The organism is Curtobacterium sp. SGAir0471 (assembly GCF_005490985.1).
GTDB lineage: Bacteria > Actinomycetota > Actinomycetes > Actinomycetales > Microbacteriaceae > Curtobacterium.
Genome location: NZ_CP027869.1, coordinates 2,544,155 through 2,559,226 on the forward strand (window position 1 = coordinate 2,544,155; position 15,072 = coordinate 2,559,226).

At 72.3% G+C, this 15,072-nt stretch carries 17 protein-coding genes and 1 pseudogene; 4 read left to right on the forward strand and 14 right to left on the reverse strand.

The window, feature by feature from the left end:
- Positions 1 to 16 precede the first annotated feature (16 nt).
- From C1N91_RS17010 to C1N91_RS11835, 3 genes and pseudogenes are all read right to left on the reverse strand, one after another.
- Complete coding sequence (locus tag C1N91_RS17010; RefSeq protein ID WP_368074194.1) at positions 17 to 655, reverse strand: PDDEXK nuclease domain-containing protein; 639 nt, start codon at positions 653 to 655, stop codon at positions 17 to 19.
- A pseudogene (locus C1N91_RS17015) lies at positions 634 to 1,032 on the reverse strand (DUF1016 N-terminal domain-containing protein); the annotation flags it as partial. The gene C1N91_RS17010 and the pseudogene C1N91_RS17015, both read right to left, overlap by 22 nt.
- A 168-nt stretch (positions 1,033 to 1,200) precedes the next feature.
- Entirely contained in the window at positions 1,201 to 2,235 is a 1,035-nt protein-coding gene (locus C1N91_RS11835; protein WP_137767862.1) for a dipeptidase, read from the reverse strand.
- Between the two features lie 45 nt (positions 2,236 to 2,280).
- Here C1N91_RS11835 and C1N91_RS11840 point away from each other — a divergent pair, with 45 nt between their 5' ends.
- Positions 2,281 to 2,853 carry a GNAT family N-acetyltransferase gene (locus C1N91_RS11840; protein ID WP_137767863.1) on the forward strand — a complete coding sequence of 191 codons (573 nt, stop codon included), beginning with the start codon at positions 2,281 to 2,283 and terminating at the stop codon, positions 2,851 to 2,853.
- Positions 2,850 to 3,395, forward strand: coding sequence for an SRPBCC family protein (locus C1N91_RS11845; protein ID WP_137767864.1), 546 nt, complete (start codon positions 2,850 to 2,852; stop codon positions 3,393 to 3,395). Before C1N91_RS11840 ends, C1N91_RS11845 begins: the two co-directional genes overlap by 4 nt.
- On the opposite strand, the gene C1N91_RS11850 is transcribed toward C1N91_RS11845, so the two are convergent.
- From C1N91_RS11850 to C1N91_RS11885, 8 genes are all read right to left on the reverse strand, one after another.
- Positions 3,362 to 4,192 (reverse strand): MurR/RpiR family transcriptional regulator, encoded by an 831-nt coding sequence (locus tag C1N91_RS11850; protein WP_137767865.1) that lies wholly within the window; start codon positions 4,190 to 4,192, stop codon positions 3,362 to 3,364. The two genes, C1N91_RS11845 and C1N91_RS11850, sit on opposite strands and share 34 nt — an antisense overlap.
- A complete protein-coding gene (locus tag C1N91_RS11855; protein ID WP_254678237.1) occupies positions 4,189 to 5,499 on the reverse strand; it encodes an allantoate amidohydrolase in 1,311 nt (436 codons plus the stop codon). Before C1N91_RS11855 ends, C1N91_RS11850 begins: the two co-directional genes overlap by 4 nt.
- Positions 5,496 to 6,755 carry a pyridoxal-phosphate-dependent aminotransferase family protein gene (locus tag C1N91_RS11860; protein WP_137767866.1) on the reverse strand — a complete coding sequence of 420 codons (1,260 nt, stop codon included), beginning with the start codon at positions 6,753 to 6,755 and terminating at the stop codon, positions 5,496 to 5,498. The genes C1N91_RS11855 and C1N91_RS11860 overlap by 4 nt, the downstream gene beginning before the upstream one ends.
- Complete coding sequence (allB, locus tag C1N91_RS11865; RefSeq protein WP_137767867.1) at positions 6,752 to 8,158, reverse strand: allantoinase AllB; 1,407 nt, start codon at positions 8,156 to 8,158, stop codon at positions 6,752 to 6,754. The genes C1N91_RS11860 and allB overlap by 4 nt, the downstream gene beginning before the upstream one ends.
- A complete protein-coding gene (locus C1N91_RS11870; protein ID WP_137767868.1) occupies positions 8,155 to 8,943 on the reverse strand; it encodes an aspartate/glutamate racemase family protein in 789 nt (262 codons plus the stop codon). The genes allB and C1N91_RS11870 overlap by 4 nt, the downstream gene beginning before the upstream one ends.
- Positions 8,944 to 9,087: 144 nt before the next feature.
- Entirely contained in the window at positions 9,088 to 10,650 is a 1,563-nt protein-coding gene (locus C1N91_RS11875) for an NCS1 family nucleobase:cation symporter-1 (protein WP_137767869.1), read from the reverse strand.
- 350 nt (positions 10,651 to 11,000) lie between these two features.
- The gene (locus C1N91_RS11880) at positions 11,001 to 11,894 is read right to left on the reverse strand and encodes an SDR family oxidoreductase (RefSeq protein ID WP_137767870.1); all 894 of its coding nucleotides are present in this window, start codon (positions 11,892 to 11,894) and stop codon (positions 11,001 to 11,003) included.
- A gap of 184 nt (positions 11,895 to 12,078) precedes the next feature.
- The gene (locus C1N91_RS11885; RefSeq protein ID WP_137767871.1) at positions 12,079 to 12,501 is read right to left on the reverse strand and encodes a hypothetical protein; all 423 of its coding nucleotides are present in this window, start codon (positions 12,499 to 12,501) and stop codon (positions 12,079 to 12,081) included.
- A 215-nt stretch (positions 12,502 to 12,716) separates the two neighbouring features.
- On the opposite strand from C1N91_RS11885, the gene C1N91_RS11890 reads away from it, so the two are divergent.
- Complete coding sequence (locus tag C1N91_RS11890) at positions 12,717 to 13,082, forward strand: hypothetical protein (protein ID WP_137767872.1); 366 nt, start codon at positions 12,717 to 12,719, stop codon at positions 13,080 to 13,082.
- A 31-nt stretch (positions 13,083 to 13,113) separates the two neighbouring features.
- Here the strand turns inward: C1N91_RS11890 and C1N91_RS11895 are convergent, their stop codons facing one another.
- Positions 13,114 to 13,527, reverse strand: a complete 414-nt coding sequence (locus C1N91_RS11895) for a hypothetical protein (RefSeq protein ID WP_137767873.1) — start codon at positions 13,525 to 13,527, stop codon at positions 13,114 to 13,116.
- A 55-nt stretch (positions 13,528 to 13,582) separates the two neighbouring features.
- Positions 13,583 to 13,753 carry a hypothetical protein gene (locus tag C1N91_RS16750; RefSeq protein ID WP_175416007.1) on the reverse strand — a complete coding sequence of 57 codons (171 nt, stop codon included), beginning with the start codon at positions 13,751 to 13,753 and terminating at the stop codon, positions 13,583 to 13,585.
- 198 nt (positions 13,754 to 13,951) lie between these two features.
- On the opposite strand from C1N91_RS16750, the gene C1N91_RS11900 reads away from it, so the two are divergent.
- A complete protein-coding gene (locus C1N91_RS11900; RefSeq protein ID WP_137767874.1) occupies positions 13,952 to 14,497 on the forward strand; it encodes a cysteine hydrolase family protein in 546 nt (181 codons plus the stop codon).
- Between the two features lie 113 nt (positions 14,498 to 14,610).
- Here the strand turns inward: C1N91_RS11900 and C1N91_RS11905 are convergent, their stop codons facing one another.
- Positions 14,611 to 15,072: a hypothetical protein gene (locus C1N91_RS11905; RefSeq protein WP_137767875.1), complete on the reverse strand. Its 462-nt coding sequence runs from the start codon at positions 15,070 to 15,072 to the stop codon at positions 14,611 to 14,613.

The window sequence follows — 15,072 nt, forward strand, 5'->3', positions numbered from 1 at the left end:
CCCGTTGACGCCCGTCCTACTCGCCGCCGAGCAGCGCACGCCGCAACTGCGCCTCCGTCGGCAGTGATCGCTGTAGGTCGGGCGGCAGGAGTTCGTAGGACGCGACACCCACCGGTGCGTTCGCCGCGCTGAGTGCGTAGCGGACGACGGCGTCGTTCTTGCCGCCGACGAGCAGGAGCCCGACGGTCTCGGCGTGGTGGTCGCGGCGCAGTCGGTCGTCGACGAGGGCGACGTAGTAGGTGAGCTGGCCGAGGTTCTCCGGCCGGAAGGCGCCGGTCTTGAGCTCCACGACCACGTAGCGCAGCTGCTCGACGTGGAAGAAGAGGAGGTCGACGAAGAAGTCGCTGCCCTCGACCTCGAAGTGGACCTGGCGTCCGACGAACGCGAACCCTCGCCGAGCTCCCGGAGCGTCTCGGCGATCCGGGTCGTCATCGCCGCCTCCAGCGTTCGCTCGTCGCGGTCGCCGTCCACCGCGAGGAAGTCGAGGACGTACGGATCGCGGGTCATCTGCTGCGCCAGGTCGGCTCCGTCCGCGTCGAGCAGGCGGCTGAAGTTCGTGCTGGCGGCACCGTGTCGCTCGTGGGCGCCGCTCCTGATGTTGTGGCGGAGGACGTTCCGAGACCACCCGGACTGCGCGGCGGTCGCCGCGTACCACGCCCGTACCGCAGGCGATCGGACACCGAGCAGGAGCGTGACGTGCCCCCAGGGCAATCGGTCAACAAGCTGTTGACCGATTGCTTGCTCGTTCGGCCAGGCGACCGCGAACTGACGCATGTACTTGAGGTTCGTCGCGGAGAAGCCGCGCATCGCCGGGAACTCGCTCCGGAGGTCTTCCGCGAGGCGACCGAGGACCCCGCTCCCCCACGGCGCGGATCGGGACCGCTCGAGCAGTTCGCGGCCGATCGCCCAGTAGAGGTGGATGACGTGCGCGTTGGCAGCGAGCTGCACCGCGGTCCTGGTGCCGCGGACGTGGACGCGGATGGCGTCGAGCGTTTCCCGGTACGTCGCCGGGAGCAGGTTCCCCTCGTTCATCGCACAAGTGTCATGAGCAGGGCGCGCGCGGGGCGAGCTATCGGAATGTACGGCGACCGCGATGGGAAGAGGCGGAGCAGGAGTCCCGAGCGGCGCGCGGCGGTCGTACGCCGCGCCCCCCGGCCGCGTCCCTGCCACCGCAGCGCCGACCACGACCGGCAGCCGGCCTCAGTGCAGCGCGCTCCCCGCGAACCGCTCGTCCGTCGCCTCGAGCACCCGCAGCACGTTCCCGCCGGCGAGCGCCCGCAGGTCGTCGTCGCCCCAGCCGCGGCGGCGGAGCTCCTCCGCGAGCACCGGGTACCGCGACACGTCCCGCAGGTCCGGCGGCAGCACCGGTGTGCCGTCGTAGTCGCCGCCGAGCCCGATGTGGCGCGCCCCCGCGACCTCGCGGGCGTGGTCGACGTGGTCGGCGACGTCCGCCACGGTGACGAGCGGCGGCTCCCCCTCGGAGCCGGCTTCCTCCCAGTCCGCCCACGCGCGCGAGACGAACTTCGGCACGAACGTGATCATCACGACGCCGCCGTTGTCTCCGAGTCGGACGAGCACGTCGTCGGGGACGTTCCGCGGGTGGTCGTCGACGGCGACGGTCGACGAGTGGCTGAAGACGACCGGCTGCGTCGCGACGTCGAGGGTGTCGCGCATCGTCGCCGGTGCGGTGTGGGACAGGTCGACGAGCATGCCGATCCGCTCCATCTCGGCGACGACCTCGCGGCCGCGGTCGGTCAGGCCCCCGTGCGCCCGGACACCGGTGGCCGAGTCCGCCCAGGTCGTGTCGTCGTTGTGCGTCAGCGTCATGTAGCGGACACCCAGCCGGGCGAACGACCGGAGCACCGCGAGGTCGTCGCCGATCGAGTGGCCGCCCTCGGCACCGAGCAACGACGCGATGCGTCCGGCATCGACGGTGGCACGCAGCTCGGCGGCGGTCCGCACGAACGTCAGGTCGTCCGGGTACCGCGCGACGATCCGGTGCGCGGTGTCGATCTGCTGCAGCGTGGTCCGCACGGGATCCGGGTCGTCGGACGGCACGAACACCGACCAGAACTGACCGACGACCCCACCGGCCCGGAGCTTCGGCAGGTCGGTGTGCAGCGTCCCCTGCTCGGTGTCGATGCCCTCGACGCCGGAGTCGTGGGACTCGCGACGCTCCCAGGGCAGGTCGTTGTGTCCGTCGATGACCGGGAAGGCGAGGGAGTCGAACGTCATGGCGCCGACGCTACCCTGCGACCGCAGGCTCACTAGGCTCGCGGTGTGCTCCCCGTGACGCTCCGCACCGACCGGCTCGTGCTCTCCGCTCCGGGTCCGGCCGATGTCGAGGCCGTCGTCGCGTACGCGAACGACCCCGACGTGATCGCCTTCACCCCGGTCCCGGTGCCGTACGGTCACGCCGAGGCGCACCGGTTCCTCGAGCAGGTCGATGCCGGGTGGCGCGACGACACCCGCTACGACTTCGGGATCCGACGAGCGGACGACCCACGGTTGCTCGGCACGGTCGGCGTGTTCGGCTTCGCGGACGGCGCCGGCGAGATCGGCTACGCACTGCACCCCGACGGCCGCGGGCACGGGTTCGTGACCGAGGCCGCAGCGCGCGTACTGGATTGGGCCTTCGCAGCCCCGCCGACCGGGCTGGGTCTGGTGCGGGTGCAGTGGCGCGCGCTCGGCACGAACGCGGCCTCGGCCGCGACCGCCCGGCGGATCGGCATGCGGTTCGAGGGCCGGTCCCGCTCCGCCGTCGTGCACCGCGGGGTGCGCCACGACCAACTGCTCGCCGCCGTGCTGCGGGACGACGACCGGAGCACGCCGACGGACTGGCCGACGCCGTGACGGTCGCCTTCCGCGTCGTCACCGAGATCGCCGCTCCGGTCGAGCGCGTCTTCGCGCTGTCGCTCGACATCGGCGCGCACGAGCGATCGATGGCCGACACCGATGAACGCGCCGTTGCCGGCACGACGACCGGCACGATCGGGCTCGGGGAGAGCGTCACGTGGCGCGCGCGGCACTTCGGGGTCGTCTGGTCGATGACGAGCAGGATCACCGCCATGGAGGCTCCGGGTCGCTTCGTCGACGAGCAGGTGCGTGGTCCGTTCGCACAGTTCCGGCACGAGCACCGGTTCGAGCCGTCGGTCGTCGGCACGCGCATGGTGGACGAGATCGTCTTCCGGGCACCGCTCGGTCCGCTCGGGTGGCTGGCCGAGCGGATCGCGCTCGCCCGGTACCTGCCGCGGCTGATCGCCGCGCGGAACGCAGCGCTGCGCGACGAGCTCGAGCGGGGCGACCCGCCGCCGCGGCGCGGCGACGGGCGCCGACACGACCGCGACGACCGCGACGACGGTCAGCGAGCGGCGAGCTCCCCGAGCGCGTCGTAGGCAGCGGCGACGGCGTCCACGCGGGCACGACCCGCCGGTCCGGAGGCCTCGTACACGTCGTTCGCGATCGCTGCGACGACCGCGAAGAGCGCCGCCATCGAGTCGAACGCCGACGGCGAGTCCACCGGGCAGAGCACCGCGGTCGCCGCGGGAGCCGCGATCACCGCCGCCGTCGGGTCCCCGAGGACGACCACGTCGGCACCGGTCGCGACGCAGTGCCGGACGAGCCGCTCGGCACCCGCCGCGTGGCGCCGGACGGTGACGAGCACGACGAGGTCCCGCCGGTCGAGGTCGGCGACCTCCTCGCCCAGACGCTGCCCCGGAGCCGGACCGATCCGCACGTCCGGACGCACCTGCGCCAGCTGCGACCGGAGCTGCATGGCGACGGGGTGGGCACCGCGTTCCCCGAAGACGAGCACCCGACGGGCACGGACGATGCGGCGGGCGAGTCGGACGCGGTCCGCCCGCGCGAGTGAGGCGAACGCGGCGTCGAGGTTCCGCGCCTCGACAGCGCGCTGATCGACGTGCGCGGCGTCCTCGGCCGCCCAGGGCAGGCCGCTGCCCCGCGCGGACATGAGTTCCTGCCGGACCTCGGCCGCGTCCTGGAACCCCAGGGAGCGGACGAGCCGCGACACCGTGGCCTTCGAGGTACCCGACTCGGCCGCGAGCTCGGCGGAGGTGCCGACGAGCAGCAGCTCCGGGTCGTGGCGGACCATCGCGGCGACCCGGCGTTCGGCGGGCGACAGCCGGTCCCAGACCGCGTCGACCCGGGCGCGGACGTCGGGCACGGCGCTCACCGGGTTTCCGCCCGGTCGTCGGCGATGCGCTCGACGGCCACGGCCAGGGCGTCGAGGCCGAGTGCGACGTCGTCCTCGGAGACGAACTCGTCGGGGTGGTGGCTGATGCCGTCCGGGTTGCGGAGGAACAGCATCGCCACGTCGGTGACGAGTCCGAGGGACATCGCGTCGTGCCCGGCGCGCGAGAACAGCTCGGCCGGCGCGACCTCTCCCGTCGCGGCGATCCCGGCGCGGACGGCGTCCATCAACGCCGGGGCGCAGAACACCGCCGGTGCGCGGTGCACCTCGGTCGGCGCCACCGTCACCCCCCGGCGGGCCCCGATCTCGTCGAACGCGGCCGTTATGGACTCCCAGACGCGGTCACGGCCCTCGTCGAACTCGCCGCGCAGGTCGACGCTGAACCGGGCGAGCCCCGGGACGACGTTGACCGCTCCGGGTTCCACCGACATCGTCCCGACGGTCCCGACGTGCTGCTCGGCACGGCAGATCCGTTCGACGGCGAGCGCCGCCTCGGCCGCGGCGAGCAGGGCGTCGTGCCGCCGCTCGTACGGCGTGCCGCCGGCGTGCCGGGCCTCGCCGACCGCCTCGACGGAGAACCGTCGGGCACTCGCGATGCTCGTGACGACGCCGAGCGCCTGACCGGCCTGCTCCAGGTACGGACCCTGCTCGATGTGCGCCTCGAGGTAGCCGACGAGTCGCTCCGGGCGCAGTGCCGCCTCGCCGACGCGGGCGGGGTCGAGCCCGAAGTCGGTGAAGGCCTGCCGGAGCGTGGTGCCGTCACCGTCCTCGAGGTCCCACCAGGCGTCGTCCCAGACCCCGGCGACCGCGGAGGACCCGAGCAGGGCCTTGCCGAACCGCGTTCCCTCTTCGTCGGAGAACGCGATGACCTGCAGCGCGAAGGGCAGCGGCCCGGACGCGGCGAGCCGGGCCGCGGTGCGGATCGCCATGAGCACCCCGACGACGCCGTCGTAGCGACCGGCGTCGACCACGGTGTCGAGGTGTGAGCCGAGCAGCAGCACGGGGGCGTCCGGCGTCGCGCCGTCGACGATGCCGTGCAGGTTGCCGGCGGCGTCCTGCCAGGTGCGGAGTCCGGCGTCCTGCATCCACTCCGCGACCACCGCGTTCACCCGGGCGTGCTCCGGGGACAGGTACACGCGGGTGGTGCGTCCTTCGTCCTGCGAGATCTCGGCGAGGGTGTCGCACCACCGGACGATCGTCGCGGCGTCGGCGATCGCGCGGGCGCTCGCCGTCGGTGCTCCCGGTGCCGCGGGTGCCTCGGTGGTCGAGGGTCCGGTCGCCGGCGTCACGCGGGTGCCCCGATGGATGCGGTGCGATCGGTGTCGACGGCGGGGCCGGCGTGCACGTCGAGGGCGGCGTCGACCCCTGCGCCCTGCGGCACGGCGTGGCCGGCGCGGCGCAGGCAGTGCTCGAGCGCGGCGAGGGTCCGCACGACGGTGTCCTTCCGCGCGTTGTAGCCCATCGTCCCGATGCGCCAGACCCGTCCGTGCAGCGGCCCGAAGGACGTGCCGATCTCGATGCCGTGGTCCTCGAGCATCGCGCCGCGGACCTGATCGCCCACGACGTCGTCCGGGATCTCCACGGCGACGACGTTGTGCATCTTGTGGGCGACGTCGCCGAACACGCGCAGCCCGAGGGCCTCGACCCCGGCGAGCATCGCCCGACCGGCGGTCGCGTGGCGCTCGATCACGGCTTCGCGCCCCTCCTCGAGCAGGATGCGGGCGCACTCGTTCGCGGCGTAGAGCATCGACGCGGCCTCGGTGTGGTGGTTGAGTCGTCGCGGGCCCCAGTAGTCGAGGATCATCGCGAGGTCGAGGTAGTTCGAGCGGATCGGGTCGTCGGACACGACGTCGTCGGCCTCGCGGATGCCGGCCTCGATGCTCCGGCGGCCGTCGAGCACCGACACGGCACGCGGCGACAGGGTGATCGGCGCGCTGCCGGAGGGCCCGCCCAGGCACTTCTGCAGGCCGGCGCTCACGACGTCGATCCCCCAGGCGTCGGTCTCGAGCGGGTTGCCGCCGACGCTCGCCGTGGCGTCGGTGTAGAGCAGCACGCCGTGCCGCTCGCAGATCGCCCCGAGCTCGTCGAGCGGCTGGTTCATCGTCGTCGAGGTGTCGCCCTGCACCACTGCCAGGACCTTCGGCCGGACCCGGCGCACGGCGTCCTCGATCACCGACGGCGGGAAGACCTGCCCCCACTCGGTCTCGATCGTGTGCACCTCGGCACCGGCACGCGTGGCGATCTCGGCGAGCAGGTGCCCGAAGCGTCCGAAGACCGGCACGAGCACGCGGTCGCCCGGGGCGAGCAGGGACACCAGGGCCGCCTCGATGCCCGCGCGGGAGGTGCCGTCGACGAGCACCGTGGCGTCGTTCCGCGTCCCGAAGACCTGGCGGTAGAGCTCCTGCGTCTCGGTCATCGTCGCCGTCATCCACGGGTCGTACTGCCCGACGAGCGGGGTCGACAGCGCGCGGAGCACGCGGGGGTCCGCGTCGATCGGTCCCGGCCCCATGAGGAGTCGGGCGGGCGGGTTCACTGGCTGGGTCATGGTGCCTCCGTTCCGTTCAGGACGATACCGGAACGTTCGTTTCGTGCGTGTTGCGGTGCGGTCGGGCGGTCGACCAGGACCCCCTCGACGGCGGTGACCCCGTGGTCGGCCGTCGCCACGAGCCGACCGCGGAGCCAGGTCTCGGTGACGACGCCGACCGTGTGGAGGCCCGCGTAGGCGGAGACCGGGTTGCGGTGGGCCAGCGCCGACACCTCGACGACGCCCTCGGCCGCGGGGTCGAGGACCGCGAAGTGGGCGACCGTGCCCGGCGCGATCCGGCCGCGGTCGGTGAACCCGACGAGCGCCGCCGGCCCCGTCGTGAACCAGGGCAGGACGGCCTCGAGCGGGACCCCACGACGCAGGGCCTCGGTCCACACCGCCCGGAAGCCGACCTGGAGACCGGCGATGCCGCCCCAGGCCGAGCCCCAGTCGTCGGTCTTCAGGTCGGCCGTCGACGGCGAGTGGTCGGACACGACGCAGTCGATCGTGCCGTCGAGCAGCCCTGCCCACAGCGCGTCGCGGTTCGCGTCGTCGCGGATCGGCGGGCAGCACTTGAACTCGGTCGCGCCGTCGGGGATCGACCCGGCCTCGAACGCCAGGTAGTGCGGACACGTCTCGACGGTCACCCGGACGCCCTCGGCCCTGGCTGCGCGGATCATCGGGAGCACCCCCGCGTCGGACAGGTGCAGCACGTGCACGCGGGCTCCCGTCGCCCGGGCCCCGTCGAGGACCCGCGCGACGGCGGACTGCTCGGCACTGCCCGGACGGGTGGCGAGGAAGTCGACGTAGTGGCCACCGAGCGACCCGTGCGGCACCAGGTGGTCCGGGTCCTCGGCGTGCACGATGAGCAGCGCGTCGAGCTCGGCGACCTCCTCGATCGCCGCGCGCAGCTGCGCCGGGTCGAGGTGCGGGAACTCGTCGACGCCGCTCGGCGCCGTGAAGCACTTGAAGCCGAAGACCCCGGCGTCGTGCAGCGGGCCGCGTGCCCCGGCGTTGGCGGGGATCGCTCCTCCCCAGAACCCGACGTCGACCGCGACGCGTCCCTCGGCGCTCGCCCGCTTCACCGCGAGGGCGTCGACGTCGACCGTCGCCGGGATCGAGTTAAGCGGCATGTCGATGATCGTGGTCACGCCGCCGAGGGCCGCCGCCCTCGTGGCCGAGGCGAACCCCTCCCACTCGGTGCGACCGGGTTCGTTGACGTGCACGTGGGTGTCGACGAGTCCCGGCAGCAGCACGTGCTCGTCCGGGACGCTCCGGTCCTCCGTCGCCGCGACCGACGCCTCGAACGGCAGGACCGCGTCGACCACGCCGTCGCGGACGACGACCGCGGCCGGCTGCAGGACGCCGTCCACCCAGGCACGCCGAGCGCGGAGCACCAGGTCCGCGTGCACTGCGGCGCTCATGCCGACACCTCCGCGAGCAGGACCGGAGCCGACACCGGCGCGGAGGACCCGGCCGCCTGCACCGTGAAGCCGGACAGCAGTCCCGTCACCGGCTTCGGCGGCGGGGGTGCGTACTCGCCGGCCTTGCCGGTCCGCAGCCCGAGCCGGACGAGCGACTCCGCGAGCACCGTCGCCGCGGCCACCCCGTCGACCACCGGCGCACCGATCTCACGGGAGACCTCGGCGCAGAACTCCGCCATGCCCGCGCACCCGAGCACCACGGCGTCCGCGCCGCCCGCGATCACGGCGCGGCACTCCTCGACGACGAGCTCCCGGGCCCCCGACGTCGGGTCCTCCAGCTGCAGCACGGGCACCTCGCACGCCCGGATCTCGGTCACCAGGGAGGCGAACCCGTAGCGCTCCGCCAGCTCCCACGCACGCCCGGTCGTGCGGGCCAGCGTCGTGACGACCCCGAACCGGCGACCGAGCATCGCGGCGGCGTGGAAGCCGGCCTCGGCGATCCCGATCACCGGTCCGGCGGCGAGCTCCCGCGCGGCGTCGAGTCCCGGGTCGCCGAAGCACGCGACGACGTACGCGTCGACCCCCTGCTGCTCGCCGAGCGCGATCTGCTCGAGGAGCCCGGGGACCGCGAGGGCCTCCTCGTAGTGGCTCTCGATCGAGGCCGGTCCGGTCGTGGGGGTCACCGCCTCGACGAGGGTGCCGGGGCCGGCGACGGCGGCCGCGGCGCGGCCGATCGCCGCCGTCATCGACGCGGTGGTGTTGGGGTTGACGACGCGGATGTGCAAGCGGGACCTCTCGGACGGGAGTGGGGACAGGAGGGAGGCGGTGGACCCGGGAGGCGACGGTGCGGCCGGGAGGCGGGTCGCGCCTCCCGGCCGGTGTCGGCGATCAGGTCGGGTCGGGTCGGCGAGTGCCGTGCGACGGCCGGGTCAGTCGCGTCCGACGGCTGCGCCGTCGTCGACCGTCGGGTCGTCCGCGGCCAGCACCGGCATCCGGGGCGACCGGCGCTCGAGCGCCCAGAAGACGACCAGACCGAGGCCGCAGCCGATGAACCAGCTGTAGTTGCTCAGCCAGGGCAGGACGCCCGTCGCCGGCGGCAGCACCGCGCTCGCGACCGACACGGCACCGGCGACCAGCAGGGTCCACATCGCGTTCGGGTTCCAACCGGCGCGGTACCAGTACCGGGCGGTGGGCTCCTTCGTGTACATGTCGTCGACCGCGACCCGCTGCTTCGCGACGAGGTAGTACCCGGCGATGAGGATCCCGAAGAGCGGGCCGATGAGGGCACCGAGGATGCCGAGCGTGTAGAGGATCGCCTGGTCGTTGCCGTACCAGTTCCACGGGGTCAGCAGGACCGAGCCGACGGCGGCGATCATGCCGCCCGTCCGCCAGCTGATCTTCCGCGGGGCGACGTTCGAGAAGTCGAACGCGGGGCTGATGAAGTTCGCGACGATGTTGATGCCGACCGTCGCGGTGACGAAGGTCAGGCCGCCGAGCAGGATCGCGAACGGTGCGTCGATGGCCTGGACCGTCTCGATCGGGTCGGTGATGAGCTTGCCGAACACCGGCACCGTGGCGCTCGCGCAGAGCACGGTGAGCACCGAGAAGAACAGGAAGTTGACCGGCAGACCCCAGAAGTTGCCGCGCTTGACCGACCGGAACGAGCGGCCGTAGCGCGAGAAGTCACCGAAGTTGAGCATCGGGCCGGAGAAGTAGCTGACGACGATCGCGACGGCCGAGAGCATGACCGGGATCGAGGCGCCGAACGACATCGGCGCACCAGTGTGCAGGGTCAGCGAGATGTTGCCGATGCCGGCCTTCGCGACCAGGTACACCGCGAGCGCGATCATCACGACGTAGACGGCCGGGCCGGCGAAGTCGATGAAGCGGCGGATCGCCTCCATGCCCATCGAGAACAGTGCGGCCTGGGCGACCCAGAGGATGCCGTAGGAGATCCAGCCGAGCGCGGAGAGCCCGAGGAACGAGTGGTCGAGGAGCGCCGCGGAGCCGGGGATGAACTTGAGGAAGACGATGTTCAGCGACTGCGCGGCGAGGAAGGTCTGCACGCCGTACCAGGCCGTCGCGATGAGGCCACGGATGACCGCGGGGACGTTCGCCCCGATGACGCCGAAGACCGCGCGGTTGATCACCGGGTACGGCACCCCGGTGCGCTGCGACGGTTTCGCGACGAGGTTCGCGAAGACCTGCACGATGAGGATGCCGACGACGAGGGCGACGAGGACCTGCCAGCTCGCGATGCCGAGCGCGAAGAGCGACCCGGCGGTGACGTACCCGCCGACCGAGTGCACGTCGGACATCCAGAAGGCGAAGATGTTGTAGCTCGTCCAGCGCTGCTCGCGCAGGGGTGCGAGGTCCTCGTTGGTGAGCGCCGGGTCGTACCCGGGCTTGACGACGCCTGCGCCGGCGGCTGCCGACGAGGTCGTGCGGGGGGCGTGGGGCGCGGCGACCGGGGTCGCGATCTCTGTGACCAAGGCGTCCTCCGTGGGAGTGGGCGGCGGGGGTCCCCGCTCGTGGACGACGCTATGGAGGCTGTTCGCGCCGTCCGTTTCCCTCGTGTAACGGTCGTGTGACACGACCGGCCGGTTGGAACGGACGTTCCGAGCTGGAGGCAACCGTCGTCAGTGCCAGGTGCTCACCGCGACGTCCAAGACCTTGAGGACCACGACGACGATCGGTCGGACCACCCAGGTCCAGCACCACCGGAAGGGCTGTGGTAGCCACATCGGCTGCTCGTACTGCCGCCGCTTCGCCGTGCGTTCCGCACGTGTCAGCGGTTGAGCTCTCCTGCGTCGCGAGACCGCATCGGAGGACGTCGCGCGCGTCACGGTCGTCCGGGGAACCGCAGGTCCCGCCAGGTGAAGCCGCCCCGGGGCGGGAGCGCCGCTCGGATGTGCTCGTCGTCGAAGTGGGCCCTCGGCGCGAGGTCCGCCGGGAGCTCGCCGGCCGGCTGCGTCGCCTCGGTGACCCCCTCGACGAGCATCCGCACCTGCGCCTTCGCGACGAGCGGCACGCGCATGGTCCACTCGGTGACCTGTCCGAGCACCCGGTGCGCCCACACCGGCGCCGGGAACACCCGCACCGGCCGGTCGACCACGCGCGCGACCCGGCGGACCGCCTCGCTGAGCAACAGCGCCTCGCCGCCACGGACCGCCACCGTGCGGCGGGACAGCCGCCCCTCGAGGGCGCCGACGAGCACGTCCACGAGCTCGGCCACGGGGATCGGGCTGATCGTCTTCTCGCGGAACCCCACGGACGCGAACAACGGCACGGTCTGCACGGTGTGGCTCAGGTGGTCGACGAGGTGGTCCCCGTGCCCGTAGATCATGCCCGCCTTCAGCACCGTGTAGTCGAGCCCGGACGACCGGACCATCTCCTCGGCTGCCCACTTCGTCTCGTGGTACGGGGAGCCGGTGCCCGGCCGAGCCCGCAGGAAGCTCAACAGCACGACGCGCTGCACCCCGGCCCGGTGGGCCGCCTCGAGCACGGCGGCGGTGCCGCGGACGTGCACGCGCTCGAACGTCTGGTCGCCGATCTCGCGGTTGATGCCTGCGCAGTGGGCGATCGCGTCGACCCCGGCGAAGGCCTCGGTGAGGGCGTCGACGTCGTCGATCTCGACGCCGGTCCGACGCGAGACGACCACCACGTCGTCAGCTGCGTACCGTTCCGCGAGGTGTCGTCCCACGAACCCGGTCCCACCGGTGATCGCTACCCGCATGTCTGTTCCTCCGCCCGGGGCGAATCGCCCCCTGCACTCACTCTAGGGAGTCCCGTCGGACCCCGTCGGCGGGTGTCAGGCGGCGGGACGTCGGACCGGAGGCGCGTGGCGGGCGGGCGCGGCGCCTGCGATCCGGAGCACGACGAGCGGCTCCCCCGCGTCACCCCGGTCGGAGGTGGACACCTCAGTCCTCGCCGAGCTCCCCCGGGACGGGCAGACCGAGCAGGGTGATGAGCTTCAGCAGGGTCTCCTCGGCGAAGTCGTCGACGGGATCCTCGACGACCGCTTCGGCGAGGAGCGGCCGGATCGCGGCTGCTGCCACCGAGCTCCCCGTCACTGCTGCAGCCCACCTCGCCAGCCCTTCGGCCTGCTCGTCCAGGTCGACGTCGTCGCTCTCGTCCGGGTCGTCGAAGTAGTCGCGCGGTTGGAACCCGAGGTAGACCAGCCCTCCGGCGGAGGGTCCGGGCTCGTACGCCACGGTGACCAGGTCGCTGTCGTGGACGGACGCGGAGAAGAAGGGCTCGGGGTGGGCGCCCGGGTCAGCGATCTCCTCCTCGTCGACGCTCCACCGCTGATCGGCGAACGTGAACGTGGCGAACATGCCCATGCGGGACCGTCCTTCGGATCGTCGAGGTGACGCCGACCCAGGGAGAGCGGCGTGCGTGCAGTGTACGGCTCGCGCGGGTCCGCCATCGGCGGTTCGGTGCGTGACCGGCGCCGACGGGGCATGCAGTTCGAAGCCGAACGACATCCGAGGAGTCATCGCCGGCAGAGCGGACAGACGGGCCAGTCCGTGCGTCGCGCTCCGGGTACTCTTCCGTCGTGCAGCCACCCACGGAGGAACCGCTCGTCTGGAAGGTGGCACGACCGCCCCGGGAGCGAGGGGTGCCGGGTACCTGGCCGACGATCGCGGCGCTCGCGGTCGGTCTCGCCGCGACGGTCGGCGTCGTCTGGTTCGCGCTCTCTTGGTCCGTGCTCGTCGGCGACGCGCTGGGCTGGGCGCGCTGGATGCTCGTCCTGGTGCAGGGAGGTCTGTGGCTGTCAGCGGCCGCTCTGTGCGTGTGGCAGTGGAAGCATCGCCGGAGTGGCCTGTGGGTCGCACTCACGGCGGGCGTCGTCGCCAGCGTCTTCTTCGTCGTCGCGACGTTCTTGCTCGTTGCGTCCCTTCCCTGTCCGTCGTTCTGCTGAGGACGACACCGTCCCCGCTAGCGTCGGCGGTTCAGGGCAGCGCCGAGCCCCAGGTGATGTCACCGTGACAGAAGACCGCGGTCACCCCGTCACCTGCCCACACGTCCATCCACGTGGGAGCCGTCGGGCGGGCACTGACGGACGGGAGCGAGGACTTCGCGAGCACCGCGATCGCCGCCCGTTCGGGCCAGACGGGCTTGCACGGACCGCCGCCTCCGCAGCCGCACACCTCGTACGCCAGCTCGGCACCGGCGCGCACCAGCTCCGCCGCGGTCTCCACGCTGATGTCCGTCTTGCGGCGGGTCAGTCGTGCGCCCGCCGGCGTGAACAGCTCGCCCGCGAGGTTGAAGGTGCCGGGACGGACCGCGAAGCGGCCGGAGGTGGCCCGGGCTCCCGCGGTCGGGCTGCCGACAGCGACGGCAGCCCGTCGAGCGCGCTTCGTCATGACAGGAGTCTCGCACCACCCGGGCCCCGCTCGTCGACCCGCGATGCGCCGCCCGTCATGCGGGTGCCATGATCAGCGGGTGATCGTCCTGGGACCTCCCGCAGTGCGCTTCGGGTCGGCTGCCGTCGGAGCCGCCGCCGGCCTGTTCGCGGTCGTTGCGGCCGCCGCAGCGGCGGACGGCGGAGAGCCGCTGTTCCTGCCGGCCCTGATCCTGCTCGTCGGTCACTGGATCTCACCCATCACGGCCTTCTGGGTCTCCTCGGGCGTGCTGGCGGGCCCGGCACGACGTTCAGCTGCAACGTCCGTCCGCCGGCTCGATCAGTACCGGATCGACCGGGTACGGCGCCCGCGCCGAGCTCGGGCCGGCCCGGGCTGCCGCGCTCGGAGCATCCTCGGTACTGCTGCTCAGTGGCAGGATGCCCTCATGCCGACCATGAGTGCGATCCTCGTCATCGACCTGCAGCGAGGCGTCGTGCGCGACTGCTTCGATACCGAGGGCGTGCTCATGCGGACCGCCCGCCTCGTCGACCGTGCACGAGCGAGCGGTGTACCGGTGGTGTGGGTGCAGGACCACGGCGACTTCGCCGAGGGGTCTCCGGACTGGGAGCTCGCAGCACCGTTGGAGCGCCGGCCGGACGAGCCGCTCGTGAAGAAGGAGTACCGGGACTCGTTCTCGGACACCGACCTCCTCGCGATCCTGGAGCGCTCGGGAGTGCAGCACCTCGTCGTCGCCGGTGCGCAGAGCGACTACTGCATCCGTACGACGACCCAGGCCGCAGCGGTCCACGGGTTCGACGTGACCTTGGTGTCGGACGCGCACACGACAACGGACGCGGAGCACGACGGTGTCCACGTGAGTGGGGAGCAGATCGTCGCCCACACGAACATGTACTTCGGCGGCCTCCGGTACCCCGGCCGGCACTTCGCCGCCGAGCCGCACGACCGAGTGGACTTCGCGCTCAAAGGCTGACCGACCGGTCGCCGGCGGGGTTCGACCACGGGCCTCAGACGACGCGGATCCGCGACGGACACTGATCCTCGACTGAGCCGCCGAGAGCGCACGCTGATGGGCGTGTCGCCGCCTCACATGTCGTCGATGAAGCGGAGGGTGTACCCGTCGGGGATGGTCTGGTGCTCGACGTAGTGGACGAAGACCGGCGCAGCCTGGTCTGCGGTGAACAGCTCGGCCGGGTGCCGCGGCTCGTGAGCGTCTTGCACGTCGATGACCTCGGTGAGCGGGTCGGCGAGGTCATGGGGACAACCGATGACGTACAACCGGTACTCGCCGTCGTCTTCGCGACGGCGGAGTTCGACGCTCATCTTCTCCGCGGTGCCGCCGGCTTGGAGGTAGGAGGCGTCGAACTCCGCTTCGACCTTCTCCGGGTTGAACATCCAGTCGGCGTCGTCTGGGCACCACCAGATCCGCCACGCGAAGCGCTCGTCGTCATCGAGCAGACCGAGCATGTGCTGCACCTGCTCCGGCATCGGCCGGAACGTGTCCTTGAGGACGCTGCTGATGTGGCTGTTGGTCTCTTGGATGATCAT